This is a genomic window from Sphingomonas sp. KRR8, from assembly GCF_023559245.1.
GTDB lineage: Bacteria > Pseudomonadota > Alphaproteobacteria > Sphingomonadales > Sphingomonadaceae > Sphingomicrobium.
Genome location: NZ_CP097462.1, coordinates 98,112 through 118,357, shown reverse-complemented (window position 1 = coordinate 118,357; position 20,246 = coordinate 98,112). Strand labels below are relative to the sequence as shown.

Below are 20,246 nucleotides of genomic sequence, written 5' to 3'. Positions count from 1 at the left end.
CGCATTTTCCCCTGCCCTGGGGGGTGCGCGGTCACCTTGCTCTTGTTCCTGCGCCACGATTCGTCCTGCTCCGCACCAGTTGGGTGACGGAAGCAGCCGCAGTCCTATTGTTCAAGGACGACCGGACTCAGGCGTAGTTAGAGTTTGAGGCCGCGCTGGCGGAGCACTCGGTCGAGGCGCGGGCTATGGTCCTGGGCGGGCGGTTCAAACCGGTGCCAGCCGTCGCGGCCGAGCTTTTCCATCGGCCGGAATTGCGCCTTGTAGGCCATGCGATCCGAGCCATCGACCCAATAGCCCAGATAGACATAGGGCAGGCCGGCGCGTGCAGCGCGAATGATATGGTCGAGGATGATGAAGGTGCCGAGACCCTTCCGCGCGTCGGGGCCGACGTCGTAGAAGCTGTAGATCATCGACAGGCCGTCATTCTGCTGGTCGCTGAGGCAAGCGCCGACCAGCTTGCCCGGAGTGCCATCAACCGACGGCTCGCGATATTCGACGACGTAGGTGCGGACCGGGGTCTGCTCCACCATGTCGGCGAAATCATTCTCGTCCATCTCCGCCATGCCGCCGCCCGGATGGCGCTGCGACAGGTAGCGGCGGAGGAGATCATATTGCTCTTCCGTGGTCCACGGCTTGCAGGCCGTGACTTCCAGGTCGGCATAGCGCTTCAGCAGCTTGCGCTGGGTGCGGGTGGGCGTGAATTCGTTGGCGTCGACCCGGACGGACACGCAAGCGTTGCAGTCGATGCAGCTGGGCCGATAGGCGACCGACTGCGAGCGGCGGAATCCGATCCGCCCAAGGGCCTCGTTCAGCTCCCCCGCCTGATGGCCCGACAGCTCCGTGAACACCTTCCGCTCGACCTTGCCCGGCAGGTACGGGCACGGGCTCGGCGAGGTGACGAAGAATTTCGGAAATCGAAAAGGGGCACTCACGAGTCCGGCGGCTCCGGGAAAAGTTACGAAAGTGTTTATGTGCCGGACCAACGCGCATGTGAAGGGGGCGCTCCCTCCAGAACGTGGTTAAGGACAAAGCCTGTGTCGTGATGGGGCAATCGGCCCGGCGGGCAAACGAGAATCAGGCCGCTCAGCAGCGGGATCTGGGCGGAAAAGCGCCGAGCGGTGCACGTGGGCTCCGGCCGCGACCGGAGTGCCGCGTGGTTAATCCAGGCGCTCGCGGTGGACCTGGAAGCCGTGCTCGTTCAACTTCGCTTCAAGCGCGTCGATGTCGCCGGCATCCCGTGCCTCCACCTCGACCTCGATCTCGGTGTCCTTGGCGGGGAGCGCGGTGAAGATGCGGTTGTGGTACACCTCGACCACGTTGACGCCCTGTTCCCAGATGATCCGGGTGATGTTGGCCAACGCACCCGGCCGGTCCTGCGCGAAGATCCGGAGCCGGGCGATGCGGCCGCAGCGGACCAGCTCGCGGATGAGGACGTTCGCCAGCAGGTGCGTGTCGATGTTGCCGCCGCACAGAATGGTGGCGACCCGCTTGCCCGCGAACTGCTCCTTGCGGGCGAGGATCAGCGCCAGGCCCGCGGCCCCGGCACCTTCGACCACCGTCTTCTCGATCCCGACCAGCAGCGCCACGGCATGTTCGATGTGGCGTTCCTCGACCAGCTCGATCCGGTCGACATACTTGCCGATCACCGCGCGGGTGAGCTGACCGGGTTCCTTGACCGCGATGCCCTCGGCCAGCGTGTCGCCGCCAATCGCGCCGTGCTGGTGATCGATGACATTCTTCATCGAGGGATAGAGCTGCGCTTCCACGCCGATCACCTCGACCGAAGGTTTGAGCGCCTTGATGGCGGTGGCGACGCCGCTGATGAGCCCGCCGCCGCCGATCGGCACGACCACGCAATCGAGGTCCTCGACCTGCTCCAGCAATTCCAGCCCGATGGTGCCCGCGCCCGCCATGATCTTGGGGTCGTCGAAGGGATGAACGAAGATCAGCCCGTCCGCTTCGGCGACCTCGAGCGCATGGGCGTAGGCATCGTCGAACCGTTCGCCATGGAGGATGACGCGGGCGCCGTGTTCACGGGTCTGGCTGATCTTCATCGTCGGCGTGTTGGTCGGCATGACGATGGTGACCGGAATGCCAAGGCGCCGGCCATGGTAGGCGACCGCTTGCGCGTGGTTGCCGGCACTGGCCGCGATGACGCCCTTGCCACGCTCTTCCTTGGTCAGCTGGAGCAGCTTGTTGAGTGCGCCGCGCTCCTTGTAGGCGGCGGTGAACTGCAGATTCTCGAACTTGAGCCAGACGTCGGCGCCGGTGATTTCGGACAAAGTCCGGCTGCGCTTGGTCTGGGTGCGCTGGACGGCGCCTTCGATACGGACTGCGGCGGCGCGGATGTCGTCGAGGGTGGGAAGCTCCATGGGCGTTCCGCTAGCCCTTCCGGCGGAGCGGAACAATGCTAGGCTGGCGGGCATGACACGCCCTGCCCTGCTGCTCGTCGCCCTACTCTCCTCCACCCCAGCCTTGGCGGACACGCTGGTGCGCAACGTCACCGGCGTTCAGGTCGGTGCGGACGGCAGGGTCGAGCATTTCACCGGCCTGCTGGTCGGGGACGATGGCAAGGTGAAGCGGGTGCTGCACGGCGAGCTGCTGAAGCTGCCGGGGAGCACGAAGGTGGTGGATGGCGGCGGCAGGACGATGCTGCCGGGGCTGATCGACGCCCATGGCCATGTGATGGAACTGGGCGCTGGCCTGCTGCAGCTGGACGTCACCGGCATTCGCTCGGTGGGAGAATTGCAGGCCCGGTTGAAGGCTTATGCGGCGGCACATCCGGAGCTGCCGTGGATCGTCGGGCGCGGCTGGAACCAGGAGATGTGGGCGGACAAGCGCTTTCCGACCGCCGCCGACCTTGATTCCGTGGTGAGCGACCGGACGGTCTGGCTCGGCCGCGTGGACGGGCACGCCGGCGTCGCCAATGGCGCGGCGATGCGGGCCGCGGGAGTGACCGCCGCGACGGCGGCTCCGTCGGGCGGGCGGATCGAGCGCGCCGCTGACGGACGGCCGACTGGGCTGTTCGTCGACGCTGCCAAGGACCTGATCGAGCGGTCGGTGCCCTCCGCCACTCCGGCGCAGCGGCGGACAGCGCTGCTGGCGGCACAGCGCGACCTGCTGGCCAAGGGCGTGACCGCCGCCGCGGACATGGGGACCAGCATCGATGACTGGCACGCCATGCGCGCGGCCTATGGCGAGGGGGCGCTCAAGTTCCGGATCATGAGCTATGCCGCCGGACCGGGCGGGCTGAAGGCGATCACGGCCGAACGGAACACGGGCTGGTCGTTCGGCGACCGGCTCAAGCTCAATGGCGTGAAGCTCTATGCCGATGGTGCGCTGGGCTCGCGGGGGGCGTATCTGAAGCAGCCTTATGCCGATGCGCCGACGCGCGGGCTGGCACTGCTGACCCCGGCGGAGCTCAAGGCGCAGGCCGGCGCGGCGGCGGCAGGCGGATGGCAGATCGCGGTGCATGCGATCGGCGACGCGGCCAATGCCATGGTGCTGAGCGCTTATGAGCAGTTGGGGTCGGCCAAGGGCGACCGGCGCTGGCGGATCGAGCACGCGCAGATCCTCGACCCCGCGGACCTTCAGCGGTTCGCCCGGGACAAGGTGGTCGCCTCCATGCAACCGACCCACGAGACCAGCGACCGGCTGATGGCACAGGCGCGTCTGGGGCCGAAGCGGCTGGCAGGCGCGTACGCTTGGCAGACGCTGGCGAAGAGCGGGGCACGGCTGGCGCTGGGCTCGGATTTTCCGGTGGAGGACCCGAACCCCTTCCCGGGACTTGCCGCGGCGGTGAGCCGGCAGGGGCTGGACGATCAGCCGCCGGGCGGATGGCGGCCGTGGGAGAAACTGACCTTCGCGCAGGCGCTGAAGGGCTTCACGCGGGATGCGGCCTGGGCCGGGTTCGCGGAAAGCCGCTACGGCAGCCTGGAGCCTGGCAAGTGGGCAGACTTCATCCTGGTCGATCGGCCGGTGGACCGGGTCAGCCCGCACGACCTTGCGCGGACTGCGGTCGAGGAGACGTGGATCGCGGGCGAGCGGGTGTGGTCTAGGAGCCCTGCGCCCGCTCGGTGAGCATGGCCGGGGTGAGGATTTGCGGGAGCTCTTCGGGTTCCTTGCCGGGCGCGTACCAGAGGTAGAGAGGCACCCCGGCGCGGGCGCGGCTTTCGAGGAAGCGGGTGATGGCGGGATCGCCATTGGTCCAGTCGCCCGCGAGCACCGCAACATGGGCGGCCTTGAACGCGTCCTGCACCGGCGCGCGATCAATCGCGTTGGCTTCGTTGACCTTGCAGGTGAGGCACCAGTCAGCGGTGAAGTAGACGAAAACGGGGCGGTTCTGCTGGCGATAGGCGGCGACCCTGGCCTCACTCCACGCTTCGGCATTGGCGGTCTTGGTGACGACGGCCTGCTCGCCGCGACCGATGCCGAGCAGGGGCACGATCGCGAGTGCGAGAGCAATGGCGACGGGGCGGCCGAGCGCCGGAAGCCCACGTGACTGGCGGCGCCCGGCGAGGACCAGCGCCGTGACCAGCAGGGCGGCGGCGAGGAGGCCAAGCAACAGCCCGCTGGTGCCGCCCTGACGATAGAGCAGCCACAGTGCGGCGAGCGTGCTCAGGCCCATGGGGATGGCCAGGATGCGCTGAAGGCGAAGCATCCACGCGCCTGGCTTTGGCAGGCGTTTGCGCAGAGTGGGGATGAAGGCGACGAGCAGGAAAGGCAGCGCGATGCCGAGCCCGAGGGCCGCGAAGACCAGGATGGCGCCGGCAGCGGGCAGCAGCAGTGCCGCGCCAAGCGCCGCGCCCATGAAGGGACCGGCGCAGGGAGTGGCGACGAAGGCCGCCAGTGCACCGGTCGCGAAACCGCCGCGAGGGCTTGCTTCCCCACCGAGCACCGGCAGCTTGAACGTGCCCAGCAGGTTGAGCGTGATTGCGGTGCCGAGGAGCAGCAGGACAAGGATGGTGCGCGGGTCCTGCAGCTGGAAGGCCCAGCCGGCCGCCGTGCCGCCGGCGCGGATCAGCAGCAGCGCGATGCCGAGCGCGCCAGTACCGACAATCGCCCCAGCCGTGTAGGCCAGTGCATCATGGCGGGCGTGGCGCTCGTCCCCGCCCGCCCGCGCAAGCGCGAGTGCCTTTAACGCGAGGATCGGGAAAACGCAGGGCATCAGGTTGAGCAGCAACCCGCCGGCCAGCGCGCCGAGCAGTGCCCAGCCAAGGGCGCTCCAGCCGGTGCTCGCCGCCTCGCCGATCGGCGTGCCGCCAGTTGGTACCGTGCCTGGTGTGGCCCCGATGGCGAGCCCGCCACTTGGTCCCATGCCGAGCACGCCGTCCACCAAAGTTGGCGGTCGCTTGAAGGTGAGCTCCGCGATCAGCAGGTCGCCATCGCGGGAAAAACGCTGCGGTGCGGCATGGTCCAGCGGCACTCCGTCCGCCGGGAAGAAGTGCGGGTGGTCCACCGCCACGCCGGCTGGAAACGGGATGCCAAGGCGGACGGCCGTACCGTTTGCCGCGAAATGCGCGGCGCTGCCCAATGGGCGCGGCAGTTGCCGCCGCCAGCCATCGAAGCGCGTCTGCTCGTCCGCGCCGCCCCCGATCGGGACGTCGAGGCTCAGCTCGCCCTGCTCCGGCACGCAAATCTCGTCGGTGCAGGCGAGCCAGAAGGCCTTGGCGCGGATCGGCAAGGTTCCGGTTACATCCGCAGGCACCTTGAGGCGGGTGAGGATCGCGTAGGGGCCGGTGAAGACGTAGTTCATCAGCCCGGCGATGGTGAGCGTCTTTGGCACCGGGTAGCGCAGCGGGCCGACGCTCGCGCCCTTCGGCAGCTGCCAGTTGAGCGTCATCGGCTGGCCCGCATCGCCGGGGTTCGACCAATAGCCGTGCCAGCCGGGCTCGGGCGTCATCAGGATGGCGAGGTCGGCCTCCTGCCCAGGGCGAACCGGTCCGTCGACCACGAGCTGCGCGGTGATGTGCGGGCGCGCCGAGCCAAGCTGCGCCATGGCCGGCGCGCTGGTCAGCAGGGCGAGGAGCAAGAGGAAGAAGCGAGCCACTTGCCGCCGCCCTAGCATCAATCGAGGTTGGGTCGCAGCCACCTTTCGGCCGTATCCACGTCGACGCCACGACGCTTGGCATAATCCTCCAGCTGGTCGCGGCCGATGGTGGCGACTCCGAAGTATGCGCTGTCCGGGTGGGCGAAGTAGAAGCCGCTGACCGCCGCCGTCGGCAGCATCGCGAAGCTCTCGGTCAGCGACAGGCCGGCCGGATCGCCGCCGAGCAGGTCGAACAGCACCGGCTTGAGGCTGTGGTCCGGACTGGCCGGGTAGCCGGGCGCGGGGCGGATGCCCTCATAGCGCTCGCGGATCAGTTCCTGGTTGGAGAGATGCTCCTCGGCATAGCCCCACAGATAGGTGCGGACGTGGTGGTGGAGCCGCTCGGCCAGCGCTTCGGCCAGTCGGTCGGCCAGCGCCTTGAGCATGATGTCGCTGTAATCGTCATGCGCCGCCTTGAAGCGGTCGAGGTGCGTCTCGGCGCCGTGGATGCCCAGCGCGAAGCCGCCGATCCAGTCCTCGCCTTCCTCCTGGATGAAGTCGGCCAGGCACATGTTGGCGCGGCCTTCACGCTTCTTCATCTGCTGGCGCAGGAAGGGCAGCCGGACGGGCTCGTTACCCGCCAGCACAAGGACGTCGTCGCCCTCGCGCCAGCAGCGCCACAAGCCGATCGAGGCACGGGCGGTGAGCCACTTCTCCGCGATGATCTTGTCGAGCATCGCCTCGGCGTCGCGGAACAGGCTCCGCGCGCTCTCCCCCACGACTGCGTCGTCGAGAATGGAGGGGAAAGTGCCGTGCAGCTCCCACGCGCGGAAGAAAGGCGTCCAGTCGATGTGGGCGCGAAGGTCACGGAGCGGCCAGTCGGCGAACTGGTGCATGCCGGGCTTGTAAGGCGCGGCCGGCTTCTTCGCCGGGTCGGCAATGAAGCGATTGGCGCGGGCTTCGGCGAGCGTGCAGCGGTCCTGGCCGCCACGGCCGGCGCGGGCCACGCGAAGTGCCTCATATTCGTTCGCGGTGCCGTCGATCAACTCGGCCCGCTGCGGTCCGTCGCTGACCAGCGCGGAGGCGACACCGACGGCGCGGCTGGCGTCGAGCACATGCAGCACTGGCCCTGAGTAAGCCGGGGCAATGCGCAGCGCGGTGTGGGCCTTGGATGTGGTCGCGCCGCCGATCAACAGCGGCAGCGTCATGCCGGCCCGCTCCATCTCGGTCGCCACTGTCACCATCTCGTCGAGGGAGGGGGTGATCAGGCCGGACAGGCCGATGATGTCGGCTTCGTTCTCGTTCGCGGCTTCGAGGATCCTGGTCCACGGCGTCATGACGCCGAGGTCGACGACCTCATAGCCGTTGCACTGGAGGACCACGCCGACGATGTTCTTGCCGATATCGTGGACGTCGCCCTTGACGGTGGCCATGACGATCCGGCCCTTGCCCTTGGCGCCCTCGTCCTTTTCGAGCTCGATAAAGGGCAGCAGGTGGGCGACCGCCTTCTTCATCACGCGGGCGGACTTCACCACCTGCGGCAGGAACATCTTGCCGGCGCCGAACAGGTCGCCGACGACGTTCATGCCGTCCATCAGCGGACCTTCGATGACAGCGATCGGGCGCGAGGCCTGCTGCCGCGCCTCTTCCGTGTCGTCGACGATATGTGCATCGATGCCCTTCACCAGCGCGTAAGACAGCCGCTCGGCGACCGGCAGGGAGCGCCACTCGGCGGCGGCTTTCTCCGCGACCTCGTCCGTACCCTTGAACCGCTCGGCAAGGGTGATGAGGCGCTCGGTCGCGTCGTCGCGCCGGTCGAGGATGACGTCCTCGCACGCATCGCGCAGTTCGGGGTCGATCGCGTCATAGACGTCGAGCTGGCCGGCGTTGACGATCGCCATGTCGAGCCCGGCCGGAATGGCGTGGTAGAGGAACACCGAGTGCATGGCCCGGCGCACGGGCTCGTTGCCGCGGAAGGAGAAGCTGAGGTTCGAGAGCCCGCCCGAAATGTGCGCGCCCGGGCAGCGTTGACGGATTTCCCGCGCGGCTTCGATGAAGTCGAGGGCGTAACGACGATGCTCGTCGATGCCGGTAGCAACCGCGAACACGTTGGGGTCGAAGATGATGTCATGGGGATCGAATCCGTCCGCGACCAGCGTGTTGTAGGCCCGTTCGCAGATCTCGACCTTGCGTTGAGCAGTGTCGGCCTGGCCGGTCTCGTCGAAGGCCATGACGACCACGGCGGCACCGTAGCGGCGAACGAGGCGGGCCTGCTCGAGGAATGGTCCCTCGCCTTCCTTGAGGCTGATCGAGTTGACGATCGGCTTGCCCGACACGCACTTCAATCCGGCCTCGATCACAGTCCATTTGGAGCTGTCGATCATCACCGGCACCCGGGCGATGTCCGGCTCGGCCGCGATGCGCTTCAGGAACGTCGTCATGGCGAGCTCACCGTCGAGCAGCGCCTCGTCCATGTTGACGTCGATGATCTGGGCGCCGTTCTCGACCTGCTGTCGGGCGACTTCGACGGCGGCGTCATAGTCGCCGTTCAGCACCAGCTTCTTGAAGCGGGCGGAGCCGGTGACATTGGTGCGCTCGCCGATGTTGACGAAGCTGGTGGCCGCGCTGGCGGCGTCGGACGCGATACTGCTGCTCATGTCAGGCGGCCAGGACCATCGGCTCGAGGCCCGCGAGGACGGTGCGACGCGGCGCCTGCGGGACGGCGCGGGGCTGACGCCCACGCACCGCCCCGGCGATCGCGGCGATGTGGGCAGGAGTCGTACCGCAACATCCACCGACGATGTTCACAAGGCCATCATCGACCCACTCGGCGACCTGCGCAGCCGTTTCCTCGGCTGCCTCGTCATATTGGCCAAGGTCATTGGGCAGGCCAGCGTTCGGATAGGCCATGATCAGCGTGTCAGCCTGCGTATTGAGCGCGGCCAGGTGCGGGCGCAGCTGCGCCGCGCCGAAGCTGCAGTTGAGGCCGATGCTGAGCGGCTTTGCATGGCGAACGCTGGCCCAGAAGGCCTCCACCGTGTGGCCGGACAGGTTGCGGCCCGAGAGGTCGGTCAGGGTCATCGAGATCATGATCGGGGCGAGGTCCAGCGCGGCCATCACCGCCGCCTTGCAGTTCAGCGTGTCGAACACCGTTTCGATCAGGATGAAGTCGGCGCCGCCCTCCAGCAACGCCTCGGCCTGCTCACGGTAGGCGGCCTTCACCGTGTCGAAATCGACTTCGCGAAAACCGGGATCGTTGACGTCGGGCGACAGTGACAATGTCTTGTTCGTCGGGCCGAGCGCGCCGGCGACATAGCGGCGCCGACCGTCCTTCTGGGCGTTGCGGTCCGCGACCTCGCGGATGATGCGCGCGGCGCAGGCATTCATCTCCGGCACCAGCTCCTCGGCGCCATAGTCGGCCTGGCTGATGCGGTTGGCGTTGAAGCTGTTGGTGCCGAGCACGTCGGCACCCGCGTCGACATAGGCCTGGCAGATGGTCGCGATGAGGTCCGGCCGGGTCAGGCAGAGCAAATCGTTGTTGCCCTTCTGGTCCTTCGACAGGCCGGTGTCGCCGCGATAGTCCGCGGCCGCCAGCCCCTCGCGCTGGATGGCGGTGCCATAGGCTCCGTCCTTGATCAGGATGCGCTTGGAAGCTGCCTCGCGCAGGGCAGTGGCGGCGTCGGTCATGCTTGGGCCTTTCGGTCCGCGCGCACCCCGAGGAGGTGGCAGATGGCGTAAGCCAACTCGGCGCGGTTCAATGTGTAGAAATGGAAATGGCGAACGCCGCTGGCGTAGAGTTGCCCGCACAGCTCGGCGGCGATGGTGGCGGCGATGAGCTGGCGCGCGGCGGGCTTGTCGTCGAGCCCTTCGAACAGCTCGTCCATCCATTCCGGGATGGCCGCCCCGCACTGGTCGGCGAACTTGCGGGTCTGGGCGACGCTGCTGACCGGCAGGATGCCGGGAACGATGTCGGCCTTGATGCCGCAGGCCGCCGCGCGGTCGCGGAAGCGCAGGAACGCCTCGGGCGAGAAGAAAAACTGGCTGATGGCGCGGTCGGCGCCGGCGTCCACCTTACGCTTGAGGTTGTCGAGGTCGGCCTCCGGACAAGTCGCCTGCGGGTGGACCTCCGGATAGCAGGCGACGCTGATCTCAAACGGCGCGACCTGCTTCAGCCCGGCAACCAGGGCGGCGGCGTCCGCATAACCGTCGGGATGCGGCTGGTAGGTGGCACCAGCCTCGGGAGGATCGCCGCGAAGCGCGACGATGTGGCGCACGCCCGCGTCCCAATATTGCCGCGCGATTTCGTCGATCTCGCCCTTGCTCGCATCGACGCAGGTCAGGTGGGCTGCGGCTGGCAGTCCGGTCTCGCGGACAAGTCGGGCAACGGTGGCGTGGGTCCGCTCACGGGTCGAGCCGCCAGCGCCGTATGTCACAGAGACGAACTGCGGGTGAAGGGGCGCGAGCGTCTCGATCGAAGACCACAAGGTCTCGGCCATCTTCTCGGTCTTGGGCGGGAAGAATTCGAAGCTGACCGCGATGTCGCCCTTGGCCGCGGCGAACAGGGGCGCAGGCTCGGAAGGCGGCACGGGAACGAGCGCGGGGCGGGTCATGCGGCTCTCCGGCGGGGAAGGCGAACCGGCTGCTTGGCGCCGGCCCAGAGGGTGACAGTCAGTTCACCGCCAGCGAGGTGCTCGACGACCTGGCCGGTGAGCCCGGCCTCCCCAAGCCAGCCGAGCACGGCCTCGTCGGCAAAGCCCAGCCGCGCATGCTCCGCCCGCTCGCGCAATTCCTCGCGTTCATGCGGGGCGAAATCGACGATCAGCAGCCGGCCGCCGGGCCCGAGCAGCCGCGCCGCTTCGGCGATTGCCTGACCGGGGACCTGCGCATAGTGCAGCACCTGGTGAAGCAGGACGACGTCGGCGCTGCCGTCGGGCAGGGGCAAGGCGTACATGTCGCCCTGGCGCAGGGAGGCGGGCACGGCCGCAGCCTCCAGCTTGGCGCGGGCGAAGCGCAGCATCTCGCTCGACTTGTCGATGCCGATGGCCTGCTCGGCGGTGGGTCCGAACAGCTCGATCATCCGGCCGGTGCCGGTACCGATGTCGACCAGGCGGCCGAGCGGTCCCGCTCCGAGCGCACGGACGATCGCCTGCTCGACTTCGCTTTCCGCGACATGGAGGGAGCGGATTTCATCCCAGACGTGGGCGTTGGCGGCGAAGTAGAGTTCGGCCGCGGCCGCGCGGTCGCGGCGGACGGCGGCGAGGCGCGTGCGGTCGGCCGCGAAGGCGGCGGCGGTCGCCTCGTCCGCCAGCGTGGACAGTGCCTCGGCCACGTCCGGCCGAGCGAGCGTCAGGAAGACCCAGCTGCCTTCCTTGCGCCGCTCGAGCGCGCCGGCATCAACCAGGATCTTTACATGCCTGGACACCCGCGGCTGGCTTTGGCCGAGCAACTGGGCCAGCTCACCGACCGAAAGTTCCAGCTCACGCAGGAGCGCCAGGATTCGCAGCCGGGTCGGATCGGCGAGCGCCTGAAACAGGTCGGCGAGGGGAAGGTTCAAGGACACGGGATAAGGATATAAAGAAGTCTTTATATGAGGTGCAAGGAGAAACCGTCGGAGCTGCCGAAAACGGCTCGTCGCAAAAGTTTATTGCGCCCGCCCCTCCCCTCACCTAAATCCGCGCGCTGGCCTGACCGCAAACATGTGGCTTGCCTGGCTTCTCGCTCCGAGGGCGGAGCGAGGCTGAAGATAGGGATGGATCCATGAAGAAGATTGCTATCGTCGCCGTTGCGGTTGCCGGCCTGACCCTCGTCGCCTGCAACAAGAAGACCGACACCAACACGGTCACCACCGAGAACACGGTCACCACCGAGACGACGACCGACACCAACGCGTCGCTCGACAACGCCGGCGTCGCCGCCGACAACGCGCTCGACGCGGCCGGCAATGCCGTCTCGAACGGTGCGGACGCGGTTGCCAATGGCGCCTCGAACGTCGCCAACGCGACCGAGAACGCGACCCGTTAATTCGGGCCAGCTTGGCAACAAGCTGCTAAGACTGAAGGGCCGTCCGGGTGACCGGGCGGCCCTTCTTCGTTGGAGTTCCGCCAATGCGACTGTGGCTGCTTATGGCTTCGCTGATGATGGCGGGATGCCAGCGCGATCAGCGTCCGCCCGCGCCTACCGCCCAGGAGGCGGCGCAGCTGGACAACGCAGAAGCGGATCTGAACAGCCTTGGAAACGACGAAGGGCCGCCGTCCGGAGACGCCGACCCTTCTGGGAACGTGAACTAAACTTCGGGCGTGGCCGTCACGGGAGTGACTCCCGTGACGTCGGTCTTGTCTGCTGCGCAGCAGGCCGTCCGGCCATCGCCGAGTCCGGGGCCAGTTCGGCAGTCTGCGACTGCCTTCGCTGGCCCCGGCCGGCTTGGCTTAGAAGTCCATGCCGCCCATGCCGCCCATGCCGCCCGGCATGCCGCCGGCGCCAGCCGACGACTTGTCTTCCGGCAGTTCGCTCACCGCCGCTTCGGTGGTGATGAGCAGACCGGCAACCGAGGCCGCGTCCTGCAGAGCCGTGCGAACGACCTTGGTCGGGTCGATCACGCCGGCCTGGACCAGGTTCTCATAGGTGTCGGTTTGGGCGTTGAAGCCGAGGTTCTGGTCAGCGCCGTCGAGCAGCTTGCCCGAGATCACCGCACCGTCGTGACCCGCGTTGGCCGCGATCTGGCGGACCGGCGCGTAGAGCGCCTTGCGGATGATATCGATGCCGCGGGTCTGGTCGTCGTTGGCGCCCTTCAGGCCCTCGATCGCACGCGTCGCATAGAGCAGCGCGGTACCGCCGCCCGGAACAATGCCTTCCTCGACCGCGGCGCGGGTCGCGTGAAGCGCGTCGTCGACGCGATCCTTGCGCTCCTTCACCTCGACTTCGGTCGAACCGCCGACCTTGATCACGGCCACGCCGCCGGCGAGCTTGGCGAGACGCTCCTGGAGCTTCTCACGGTCATAGTCGCTGGTGGTGACTTCGATCTGCTGACGGATCGCGGCAACGCGGCCCTCGATGCCGGACTTCTCACCAGCGCCGTCGACGATGGTGGTGTTGTCCTTGTCGATGGTGACGCGCTTGGCGGTGCCGAGCATGCCGACCGTGACGTTCTCGAGCTTGATACCGAGATCCTCCGAGATCATCTCGCCGCCGGTCAGGATCGCGATGTCCTCGAGCATCGCCTTGCGGCGATCACCAAAGCCCGGCGCCTTGACGGCCGCGACCTTGAGGCCGCCGCGCAGCTTGTTGACGACCAGGGTCGCCAGCGCTTCGCCCTCGATGTCCTCGGCGATGATCAGCAGCGGACGACCCGACTGCACGACCGCCTCAAGGATCGGAAGCATCGCCTGCAGATTGCTAAGCTTCTTCTCGTGGATGAGGATGTACGGATCGGAGAGTTCGACCGACATCTTCTCGGGGTTGGTGATGAAGTAAGGCGACAGGTAGCCACGGTCGAACTGCATGCCCTCGACCACGTCCAGCTCGAACTCGAGGCCCTTGGCCTCTTCGACGGTGATGACGCCTTCCTTGCCGACCTTGTCCATCGCCTCGGCGATCTTCTCGCCGACGACGGTGTCGCCGTTGGCCGAGATGATTCCGACCTGGGCGATTTCCTGGCTGTTGGCAACGGGCTTGGAACGGCCCTTGAGGTCCTCGACGACCTTGGACACGGCGAGATCGATGCCGCGCTTCAGGTCCATCGGGTTCATGCCGGCGGCGACCGACTTCATGCCCTCGCGGACAATGGCCTGGGCCAGCACGGTGGCGGTGGTGGTGCCGTCACCAGCGATGTCGTTGGTCTTCGAGGCCACTTCGCGCAGCATCTGCGCACCCATGTTCTCGAACTTGTCCTTGAGCTCGATCTCCTTGGCGACGGTGACGCCGTCCTTGGTGATGCGAGGCGCGCCGAAGCTCTTGTCAATGACGACGTTGCGGCCCTTGGGGCCCAGCGTCACCTTGACCGCGTCGGCGAGGATGTCGACGCCGCGCAGAATGCGCTCACGCGCGTCGCGGCTGAATTTCACGTCCTTGGCTGCCATGTGGCTACCCTTTCCGTTTGAGAGTTGAATTGATCAAATGACGGTCGCCCGGTGGGCGCCCGTCAGAGAAGTCAGCCGACGATCCCGAGGATGTCGCTTTCCTTCATGATAATGAGGTCTTCGCCGTCGACCTTGACCTCGGTGCCCGACCACTTGCCGAACAGGATGCGGTCGCCGCTCTTGACCTCGAGCGGGTGGACGGTGCCGTCATCGCTGCGCGCGCCGGTGCCGACGGAGACGACTTCGCCTTCCTGCGGCTTTTCCTTGGCGGTGTCGGGAATGATGATCCCGCCAGCGGTCTTCTCTTCCGCCTCGACTCGACGGACGAGGACTCGATCGTGAAGCGGCCTGAAAGCCATTGCTTACGCCCCTTTTCTGCTCTTCATGTTGAACCAGTTTCGCATTGGCACTCCCCCTGGGAGAGTGCCAGCGACAGGGGGCATTTGGGTGCGGCGCCCACCCCTGTCAACATGGGGTTCAGCAAAATTTTACGCGGTGGCGGGCACCAGGCCGAGGCGGGAACGGCGGCTCCACCGCCACCACATCATCGCTGACACCGCCGCAAGACCAAGTGCAAGGCCGATCCAGATGCCGACGCCCTTCAACGGCGTGAGGAAGGCCAGCGCCGCGCCGCAACCAAGGCCGATCACCCAATAGCCAAAGGCAGCGAACAGCATCGGCACCCGCGTATCATGCAGCCCGCGCAGCACGGCGGCGCCGATCACCTGCGCTCCGTCCGCCAGCTGGAAGACGGCGGCGACGAGCAGGAACTGGACGGCAAGCGCGAGGACCGCGGCGCTGGCGGGCGCGTCCATGTCGAGGAACAGCCCGGCGAGTTGGCGCGGGAACAGGCACATGGCGAGTGCGGAGACGAGCGCGAAGCCGAGCGCGCAGCCAAGCGCCACCCGCCCGGCGCGGCCCACCCACACGGGATCCCGCGCGCCATGGGCATAGCCGACCCGAACGGTTGCGGCCTGGCTGAGACCCAGCGGAACCATGAAGGCGAAGGCCGCGATCTGCAGCGCGATGACGTGGGCGGCAACGCTGGTCGTGTCGATCAGGCCCATGAGATAGACCGCGCACGAGAACACGCTCACCTCGAACGACCAGGTCAGGGCGATGGGTGTGCCGAGCTTCACCAGCTCGCGGAAACGTGGCCAGTCCGCCCGCCACCAGCGGCCGAACAGGTGCATGATCCGCAGCCGCTTCATCCGGGCGACGGCTGTCCCAAGCGCCAGCGCCATGGCGCTGTTGGTGATGACGGTGCTGAGCGCCGAACCCTCCATGCCCAGCGCGGGGAGGCCGAGGTGGCCAAAAATCAGCGCCCAATTGAGCAGCACGTTCAGGGCCACCCCACCCAGCGCTACCACCAGCGTCACCGGTGTGCGGTCGAAGGCGGTCAGGGCGGTGCGGAAAAGGAAGACCAGCAGCCCCGGGATCAACGCCCAGCGGAGCACGGCCATGAAGCGGCCGGCGGCGGCGCTCAGCTGAGGGTCCTGACCGAGCAGATGGCAGAGCGGCTCGACCAGGCTGAGCAGCGCCATTCCGAACAGGCCGTAGAAGGCCACCAGCCACAGGCCCATTCGGAAGCTTCGGCGGCTTTCACGCACCGCCTCGACCTTGCGCCCGAGCGCCGAGGCGATCATCGGCGCGATGGCATAGGTCAGGCCGACCCCGGTGAAGAGGATGAGGCTGAAGAAGTTCACCGCCAGGGCAGAAGCGGCGAGTGCCTGCGGACTGAGCCGTCCGAGCATGAGCACGTCGGTGGTCGTGATCGCATTGGCGGCGAGGTTGGACAGCACCAGCGGCCAAGCCAGCGCAAGGCTGGCGCGGAGCTCGTCGCGCCAGCTGGCGGGAGCGGCGGCGAGCGCACGCGGCATCGCGGCGCCCTAGCGTGGGACGTGGCCTTCGTCACCTATGGCGCAGCCTGTGCGGCTCGGCTAACCACCGCCACGCAAAAGGAGAGCGGGTCGATGAAGTTCGTGCGCGGTGTCTGGCAGCTGCTGGTCGGGATCAAGGACGCGCTGGTCCTCATCTTCATGCTGCTGTTCTTCGGAACGCTCTATGCCATCCTGTCGCACCGGGCGGCGCCGGTCGGCGACGGTGTGCTCGACGTGGCGCTCAAGGGGTCGATCGTCGAGCAGCCGGCCGAGAGCGATCCGGTGGCCGCGTTCGGCGGTTCAGCCGGGCCGCGCCAGTACAGCCTGCGCCAGCTGCGCGCCGCGCTGCTCGCCGCCAAGAATGACAATCGGGTCAAGGCCGTGGCGCTCGACCTCGACAACTTCATGGGCGGCGGACAGGCTGCCCTGCACGACGTCGGCGGCGCCCTCGATCAGCTTCGCCGGGCCGGCAAGCCGGTCGTGGCCTATGCCACTGCTTACACCGACAGCAGCTACCAGCTGGCGGCGCACGCCTCGGAAGTGTGGCTCAATCCGCTCGGCACGGTCGCGCTGGCCGGGCCCGGCGGCAACAACCTCTACTTCAAGGGTTTGATGGACAAGCTTGGCGTCACCGCCAACGTCTATCGCGTCGGCGCCTTCAAGAGCGCGGTGGAGCCCTACATCCGGTCAGACATGTCGCCCGAAGCGCGCGAGAATGCCCAGGCGCTCGCCGCCAACCTGCTGGAGGCATGGCGCGAGGACGTCCATACCGCGCGGCCGAAGGCGGCGATCGACCCGTACCTCCAGAACATGGCCGGCGCGGTGACCGCCGCCAACGGTGATTTCGCCCAGGCAGCGCTGCGCTCCGGGCTGGTCGACAAGGTCGGCGAGCGCCAGCAGTTCGAAGCCCGGCTGGCCGAGCTGGGCGGCGCGGCCGCCAAGGAACGCGGCGGCTACAAGCACATCTCGCTTGCCGCGTACGCGGCGGACAAGGTGCACGAGGACCGCAACGGTCCGATCGGCATTGTGACGGTCGCCGGCACCATCGTCGACGGCAAGGCGCCGCTTGGGACCGCCGGCGGCGACAGCATCGCCAACGTGATCGAAAAGGGCGTCCGCAGCGGCAAGCTCAAGGCGCTGGTCGTTCGTATCGACTCGCCGGGCGGGTCGGTAACCGGCTCCGAGCGCATCCGGCAGGCGCTGCTCCAGGCCAAGGCCAAGGGCATCCCGGTGGTCGCCTCCATGGGCAATGTCGCGGCCTCCGGCGGCTATTGGGTGTCGACCGCGGCCAGCCAGGTCTACGCCGAGCCCTCCACCATCACCGGCTCCATCGGCGTCTTCGCCGTCCTTCCGAGCTTCCAGGGCACCCTGCAGAAGCTCGGCGTCGGCGCAGATGGGGTGAAGACTACGCCTCAGTCGGGCGAGCCGGACCTGCTCAAGGGCCCCTCGCCGCAGGCCAGTCAGCTGCTGCAGATGGGCGTGAACAGCATCTATGCGCGCTTCATCGGAATCGTCGCCAAGGCGCGGGGCAAGACTCCGGAGCAGATCAACGCCATCGCCGGCGGTCGCGTTTGGCCGGGCGGTCCGGCCAAGCAGCTCGGCCTGGTCGACGGCTTCGGCAGCATGGACGAGGCGATCGCCAAGGCGGCCGAGCTGGCCAAACTGGGTGACGAGCGCGGCGTGACCTACCTCGACCGGCCCAAGAGCTGGAAGTCGGCCTTCTATTCGATGCTGCGTGACGACGATGACAGCAGCGCCAGTGATGCCAACGAAACCGACGGCTTCGCTACACTTGGCGGACGCGGCTCGGCGGAGCTGCTGGCCGGGCTGAGCCAGGCGCGCGAGGTGCTGAGCGGGCCGACCATCCAGGTGCGATGCCTGGAGTGCGCGGCTGCCGCGCCGGCGCCCGCGACGATCAAGGCTGAGAATCTGGGCTGGTTCGCGAAGCTGGTCAGCTGGCTCGGTTAGTCCTTCCCCTGAAGGTCAGAGAAGAACGGGCGCGAAGCCGATCCGCATGATCGTCGGAGCGGCGACCGCCGCGCCCTGAGCGTCCCGCGCCGGCGTGAACCGGGCGCGCTTCAACAGTGCCTTGCAGGCGGCATCCTTGAACTCGGTCGGCGCGTCGGGGTTGAGGATCGTGCAAGCGCTGGCTCGGCCCGCGACGTCCACATCGAGGCGGATGATAATAATCTGGGTGCGCAGGTAGATCTTCTGGCGATCGGGATAGTCGTCGTATGAGATCCAGCTATTGGGCGACGTCGAAGGCAGCGGCAGGCTCGCCAGTGCGCGCAGGGAGGCCGGGTCCATCCCCCAGGCGGTAAGATGCTTGTTCGCGCACCGCTGCAGCGCCGGGACGACTTGGTGCAGATCGCGAATGTTCAGCGGCACGTGGCCGAGCGCCTGGTGTGCCAGGGTGACCTGCTGCACCTGCGACAACGTCGTCATGGTGCCTTCGTCAAGCTCCACCGCGATTGTCCGGCGATCTCGCTCGTCCGGGTAGACGGCACCCTCTGCCGACGCCCACTGGCCGTTGGCGAAACCGACCTCCACCGCGTGCAGCGTCCGCTCGTCGCGTTGCCGAACGCCTGATTGCGTAACATGGAGGCTGGTGCTCGACGACATCGGCGAGCGGCTGAGTTCGACGCTCGCGGTCCCGTCCGCCAGCGTCTGCTTCAACACGCAGCCGCCGTCGCTCTCGTCAATGCTCCAGGCCGAAGGTCGTGGTGATGCAGCCGCCTGCATCGCGGCCAAACCGATCGTCAACAACGCCAACATCCACGCCTCCCCCTTCGGCGAAGGCATGGTGCCGAGCTAATCGCGCCGGCACAAGTGGGCCGCGTTCAGCCGCTTAGATGTGGATCGGCTTGCCGCGCACCGCCATGGCCGCTTCCTTGAAGGCTTCGGCGTGGGTCGGGTGGGCGTGGCAGGTGTAAGCGATGTCCTCGGACGTGGCGCCGAACTCCATCGCCTGGGCGGCCTGCGCAATCATGGTGCCGGCGAGATTGTTGATCATCCACACGCCCAGCACGCGGTCGGTCTTGGCGTCGGCGACCACCTTCACGAAGCCGTCCGGCTCCTTGTTAGTCTTGGCGCGGCTGTTGGCCAGCATCGGGAACTTGCCGACCTTCACCTCACCATGCGCCCTGGCCTGCTCCTCGGTGAGGCCGACGCCCGCGATCTCTGGCGTGGTGTAGACGACCGACGGGATGATGTTGTGGTTCACGATGCCGGTCAGGCCCGCGACGTTCTCCGACACGGCGATGCCCTCGTCCTCGGCCTTGTGGGCGAGCATCGGGCCGGGAACCACGTCGCCGATCGCCCAGATGCCGGGCACCGACGTGCGGAAGCTGTGGTCGACCTCGATCTGGCCCTTGGCGTTGAGCTGAAGGCCGGCGGCCTCAAGGTTCAGGCCGTCGGTGTTGGGCCGGCGGCCGATGGCGACCAGCACGTGGCTGGCCTCGATCGTCTCGGCCGCGCCGCCCTTGGACGGCTCGACGCTGACGCGGACGCCGTCACCGGTGCGCTCGACCCCGGTGACCTTGGTGCCGAGCTTGAACTCGAACCCCTGCTTCTTGAAGATCTTGTTCGATTCCTTGCGGACTTCCTCGTCCATGCCGGGAAGGATCTGGTCGAGGAATTCGACCACGGTGACCTTGGCGCCTAGCCGCCGCCACACGCTGCCGAGCTCGAGCCCGATCACGCCGCCGCCGATCACCACGAGATGGCTCGGGACCTGGGCGAGCTCAAGCGCGCCGGTGGAGTCGACGATCCGCTCCTGATCGATGGTGACGCCCGGCAGCGGAGTGACTGACGAGCCGGTGGCGACGACGATGTTCTTGGCGCGGACGGTGCGGTCACCGACGGTGACGCTGTCCTTGCCGGTGAAGCTGGCGCGGCCCTTCAGCCATTCGACCTTGTTCTTCTTGAACAGGAACTCGATGCCTTGGGTGAGTCCCTTAACGGCGTCCTTGCGTCCGCCGTGCATCTTGTCGAGGTCAAGCTTGAACTCACCCGTGATGCCCCACTGGGCGAAGTGACCGTGGGCGGCCTCCTCGAACAGCTCGGACGCGTGGAGCAGCGCCTTGGAGGGGATGCAGCCGACATTGAGGCAGGTGCCGCCGAGCGTCTCGCGGCTTTCGACGCAGGCGGTCTTGAGCCCGAGCTGCGCGGCGCGGATCGCCGCCACATAGCCGCCGGGGCCGGCGCCGATGATCAGAACGTCGAAGTCGTAGTCAGCCATGTTCATTCCTTCGTGTCCCGCGG

The 20,246-nt window shown here is 67.5% G+C and carries 16 protein-coding genes; 4 read left to right on the top strand and 12 right to left on the bottom strand.

The window, feature by feature from the left end; genetic code table 11:
• Positions 1-137: 137 nt before the first annotated feature.
• Together M8312_RS00520 and M8312_RS00515 are read right to left on the bottom strand one after the other, a co-directional pair.
• On the bottom strand, positions 138-932 hold the full coding sequence (locus tag M8312_RS00520; RefSeq protein WP_250118456.1) for an arginyltransferase: 795 nt from the start codon (positions 930-932) through the stop codon (positions 138-140).
• Positions 933-1,157: 225 nt separating this feature from the next.
• Positions 1,158-2,372 (bottom strand): threonine ammonia-lyase, encoded by a 1,215-nt coding sequence (locus M8312_RS00515; RefSeq protein WP_250118455.1) that lies wholly within the window; start codon positions 2,370-2,372, stop codon positions 1,158-1,160.
• A 52-nt stretch (positions 2,373-2,424) separates the two neighbouring features.
• Here M8312_RS00515 and M8312_RS00510 point away from each other — a divergent pair, with 52 nt between their 5' ends.
• Positions 2,425-4,080: an amidohydrolase gene (locus M8312_RS00510; RefSeq protein WP_250118454.1), complete on the top strand. Its 1,656-nt coding sequence runs from the start codon at positions 2,425-2,427 to the stop codon at positions 4,078-4,080.
• Here the strand turns inward: M8312_RS00510 and M8312_RS00505 are convergent.
• From M8312_RS00505 to M8312_RS00485, 5 genes are read right to left on the bottom strand one after another with little or no spacing between them, the layout of a single operon-like run.
• Positions 4,055-6,067: a protein-disulfide reductase DsbD family protein gene (locus tag M8312_RS00505; RefSeq protein ID WP_502957464.1), complete on the bottom strand. Its 2,013-nt coding sequence runs from the start codon at positions 6,065-6,067 to the stop codon at positions 4,055-4,057. The genes M8312_RS00510 and M8312_RS00505 overlap by 26 nt on opposite strands.
• Positions 6,067-8,685 (bottom strand): methionine synthase, encoded by a 2,619-nt coding sequence (gene metH, locus M8312_RS00500; RefSeq protein WP_250118452.1) that lies wholly within the window; start codon positions 8,683-8,685, stop codon positions 6,067-6,069. Before metH ends, M8312_RS00505 begins: the two co-directional genes overlap by 1 nt.
• A 1-nt stretch (position 8,686) precedes the next feature.
• Complete coding sequence (locus M8312_RS00495; protein ID WP_250118451.1) at positions 8,687-9,715, bottom strand: homocysteine S-methyltransferase family protein; 1,029 nt, start codon at positions 9,713-9,715, stop codon at positions 8,687-8,689.
• Positions 9,712-10,638 (bottom strand): methylenetetrahydrofolate reductase [NAD(P)H], encoded by a 927-nt coding sequence (gene metF / locus M8312_RS00490; RefSeq protein ID WP_250118450.1) that lies wholly within the window; start codon positions 10,636-10,638, stop codon positions 9,712-9,714. Before metF ends, M8312_RS00495 begins: the two co-directional genes overlap by 4 nt.
• The gene (locus M8312_RS00485) at positions 10,635-11,582 is read right to left on the bottom strand and encodes an ArsR/SmtB family transcription factor (protein ID WP_250119800.1); all 948 of its coding nucleotides are present in this window, start codon (positions 11,580-11,582) and stop codon (positions 10,635-10,637) included. Before M8312_RS00485 ends, metF begins: the two co-directional genes overlap by 4 nt.
• 203 nt (positions 11,583-11,785) lie before the next feature.
• Between M8312_RS00485 and M8312_RS00480 the strand changes: the two genes are divergently transcribed.
• The gene (locus M8312_RS00480) at positions 11,786-12,049 is read left to right on the top strand and encodes a circumsporozoite protein (RefSeq protein ID WP_250118449.1); all 264 of its coding nucleotides are present in this window, start codon (positions 11,786-11,788) and stop codon (positions 12,047-12,049) included.
• A gap of 404 nt (positions 12,050-12,453) precedes the next feature.
• Here the strand turns inward: M8312_RS00480 and groL are convergent, their stop codons facing one another.
• The 3 genes from groL to M8312_RS00465 all read right to left on the bottom strand — a co-directional run bounded on the left by groL (position 12,454) and on the right by M8312_RS00465 (position 15,983).
• The gene (gene groL, locus M8312_RS00475) at positions 12,454-14,103 is read right to left on the bottom strand and encodes a chaperonin GroEL (RefSeq protein WP_250118448.1); all 1,650 of its coding nucleotides are present in this window, start codon (positions 14,101-14,103) and stop codon (positions 12,454-12,456) included.
• Positions 14,104-14,174: 71 nt separating this feature from the next.
• Positions 14,175-14,462, bottom strand: coding sequence for a co-chaperone GroES (gene groES, locus M8312_RS00470; RefSeq protein WP_250118447.1), 288 nt, complete (start codon positions 14,460-14,462; stop codon positions 14,175-14,177).
• Positions 14,463-14,591: 129 nt separating this feature from the next.
• Positions 14,592-15,983 (bottom strand): MATE family efflux transporter, encoded by a 1,392-nt coding sequence (locus M8312_RS00465; protein WP_250118446.1) that lies wholly within the window; start codon positions 15,981-15,983, stop codon positions 14,592-14,594.
• A 93-nt stretch (positions 15,984-16,076) separates the two neighbouring features.
• Between M8312_RS00465 and sppA the strand changes: the two genes are divergently transcribed.
• Positions 16,077-17,951 (top strand): signal peptide peptidase SppA, encoded by a 1,875-nt coding sequence (sppA, locus tag M8312_RS00460; RefSeq protein ID WP_250118445.1) that lies wholly within the window; start codon positions 16,077-16,079, stop codon positions 17,949-17,951.
• 15 nt (positions 17,952-17,966) lie between these two features.
• Here sppA and M8312_RS00455 read toward each other — a convergent pair whose 3' ends face one another.
• Positions 17,967-18,605 (bottom strand): energy transducer TonB, encoded by a 639-nt coding sequence (locus M8312_RS00455; protein ID WP_250118444.1) that lies wholly within the window; start codon positions 18,603-18,605, stop codon positions 17,967-17,969.
• Between M8312_RS00455 and M8312_RS00450 the strand changes: the two genes are divergently transcribed.
• The gene (locus M8312_RS00450) at positions 18,592-18,798 is read left to right on the top strand and encodes a hypothetical protein (protein WP_250118443.1); all 207 of its coding nucleotides are present in this window, start codon (positions 18,592-18,594) and stop codon (positions 18,796-18,798) included. The two genes, M8312_RS00455 and M8312_RS00450, sit on opposite strands and share 14 nt — an antisense overlap.
• A 33-nt stretch (positions 18,799-18,831) precedes the next feature.
• On the opposite strand, the gene lpdA is transcribed toward M8312_RS00450, so the two are convergent.
• Positions 18,832-20,223 carry a dihydrolipoyl dehydrogenase gene (lpdA, locus tag M8312_RS00445; protein ID WP_250118442.1) on the bottom strand — a complete coding sequence of 464 codons (1,392 nt, stop codon included), beginning with the start codon at positions 20,221-20,223 and terminating at the stop codon, positions 18,832-18,834.
• Positions 20,224-20,246 lie beyond the last annotated feature (23 nt).

Bases quoted from the DNA above. Each gene is read 5' to 3' on its own strand.
- M8312_RS00515 (WP_250118455.1), bottom strand. From the start codon at position 2,372: ATGGAGCTTCCCACCCTCGACGACATCCGCGCCGCCGCAGTCCGTATC.
- M8312_RS00510 (WP_250118454.1), top strand. From the start codon at position 2,425: ATGACACGCCCTGCCCTGCTGCTCGTCGCCCTACTCTCCTCCACCCCA.
- M8312_RS00505 (WP_502957464.1), bottom strand. From the start codon at position 6,067: ATGCTAGGGCGGCGGCAAGTGGCTCGCTTCTTCCTCTTGCTCCTCGCC.
- metH (WP_250118452.1), bottom strand. From the start codon at position 8,685: ATGAGCAGCAGTATCGCGTCCGACGCCGCCAGCGCGGCCACCAGCTTC.
- M8312_RS00495 (WP_250118451.1), bottom strand. From the start codon at position 9,715: ATGACCGACGCCGCCACTGCCCTGCGCGAGGCAGCTTCCAAGCGCATC.
- metF (WP_250118450.1), bottom strand. From the start codon at position 10,638: ATGACCCGCCCCGCGCTCGTTCCCGTGCCGCCTTCCGAGCCTGCGCCC.
- M8312_RS00480 (WP_250118449.1), top strand. From the start codon at position 11,786: ATGAAGAAGATTGCTATCGTCGCCGTTGCGGTTGCCGGCCTGACCCTC.
- groL (WP_250118448.1), bottom strand. From the start codon at position 14,103: ATGGCAGCCAAGGACGTGAAATTCAGCCGCGACGCGCGTGAGCGCATT.
- groES (WP_250118447.1), bottom strand. From the start codon at position 14,462: ATGGCTTTCAGGCCGCTTCACGATCGAGTCCTCGTCCGTCGAGTCGAG.
- M8312_RS00465 (WP_250118446.1), bottom strand. From the start codon at position 15,983: ATGCCGCGTGCGCTCGCCGCCGCTCCCGCCAGCTGGCGCGACGAGCTC.
- sppA (WP_250118445.1), top strand. From the start codon at position 16,077: ATGAAGTTCGTGCGCGGTGTCTGGCAGCTGCTGGTCGGGATCAAGGAC.
- M8312_RS00455 (WP_250118444.1), bottom strand. From the start codon at position 18,605: ATGTCGTCGAGCACCAGCCTCCATGTTACGCAATCAGGCGTTCGGCAA.
- lpdA (WP_250118442.1), bottom strand. From the start codon at position 20,223: ATGGCTGACTACGACTTCGACGTTCTGATCATCGGCGCCGGCCCCGGC.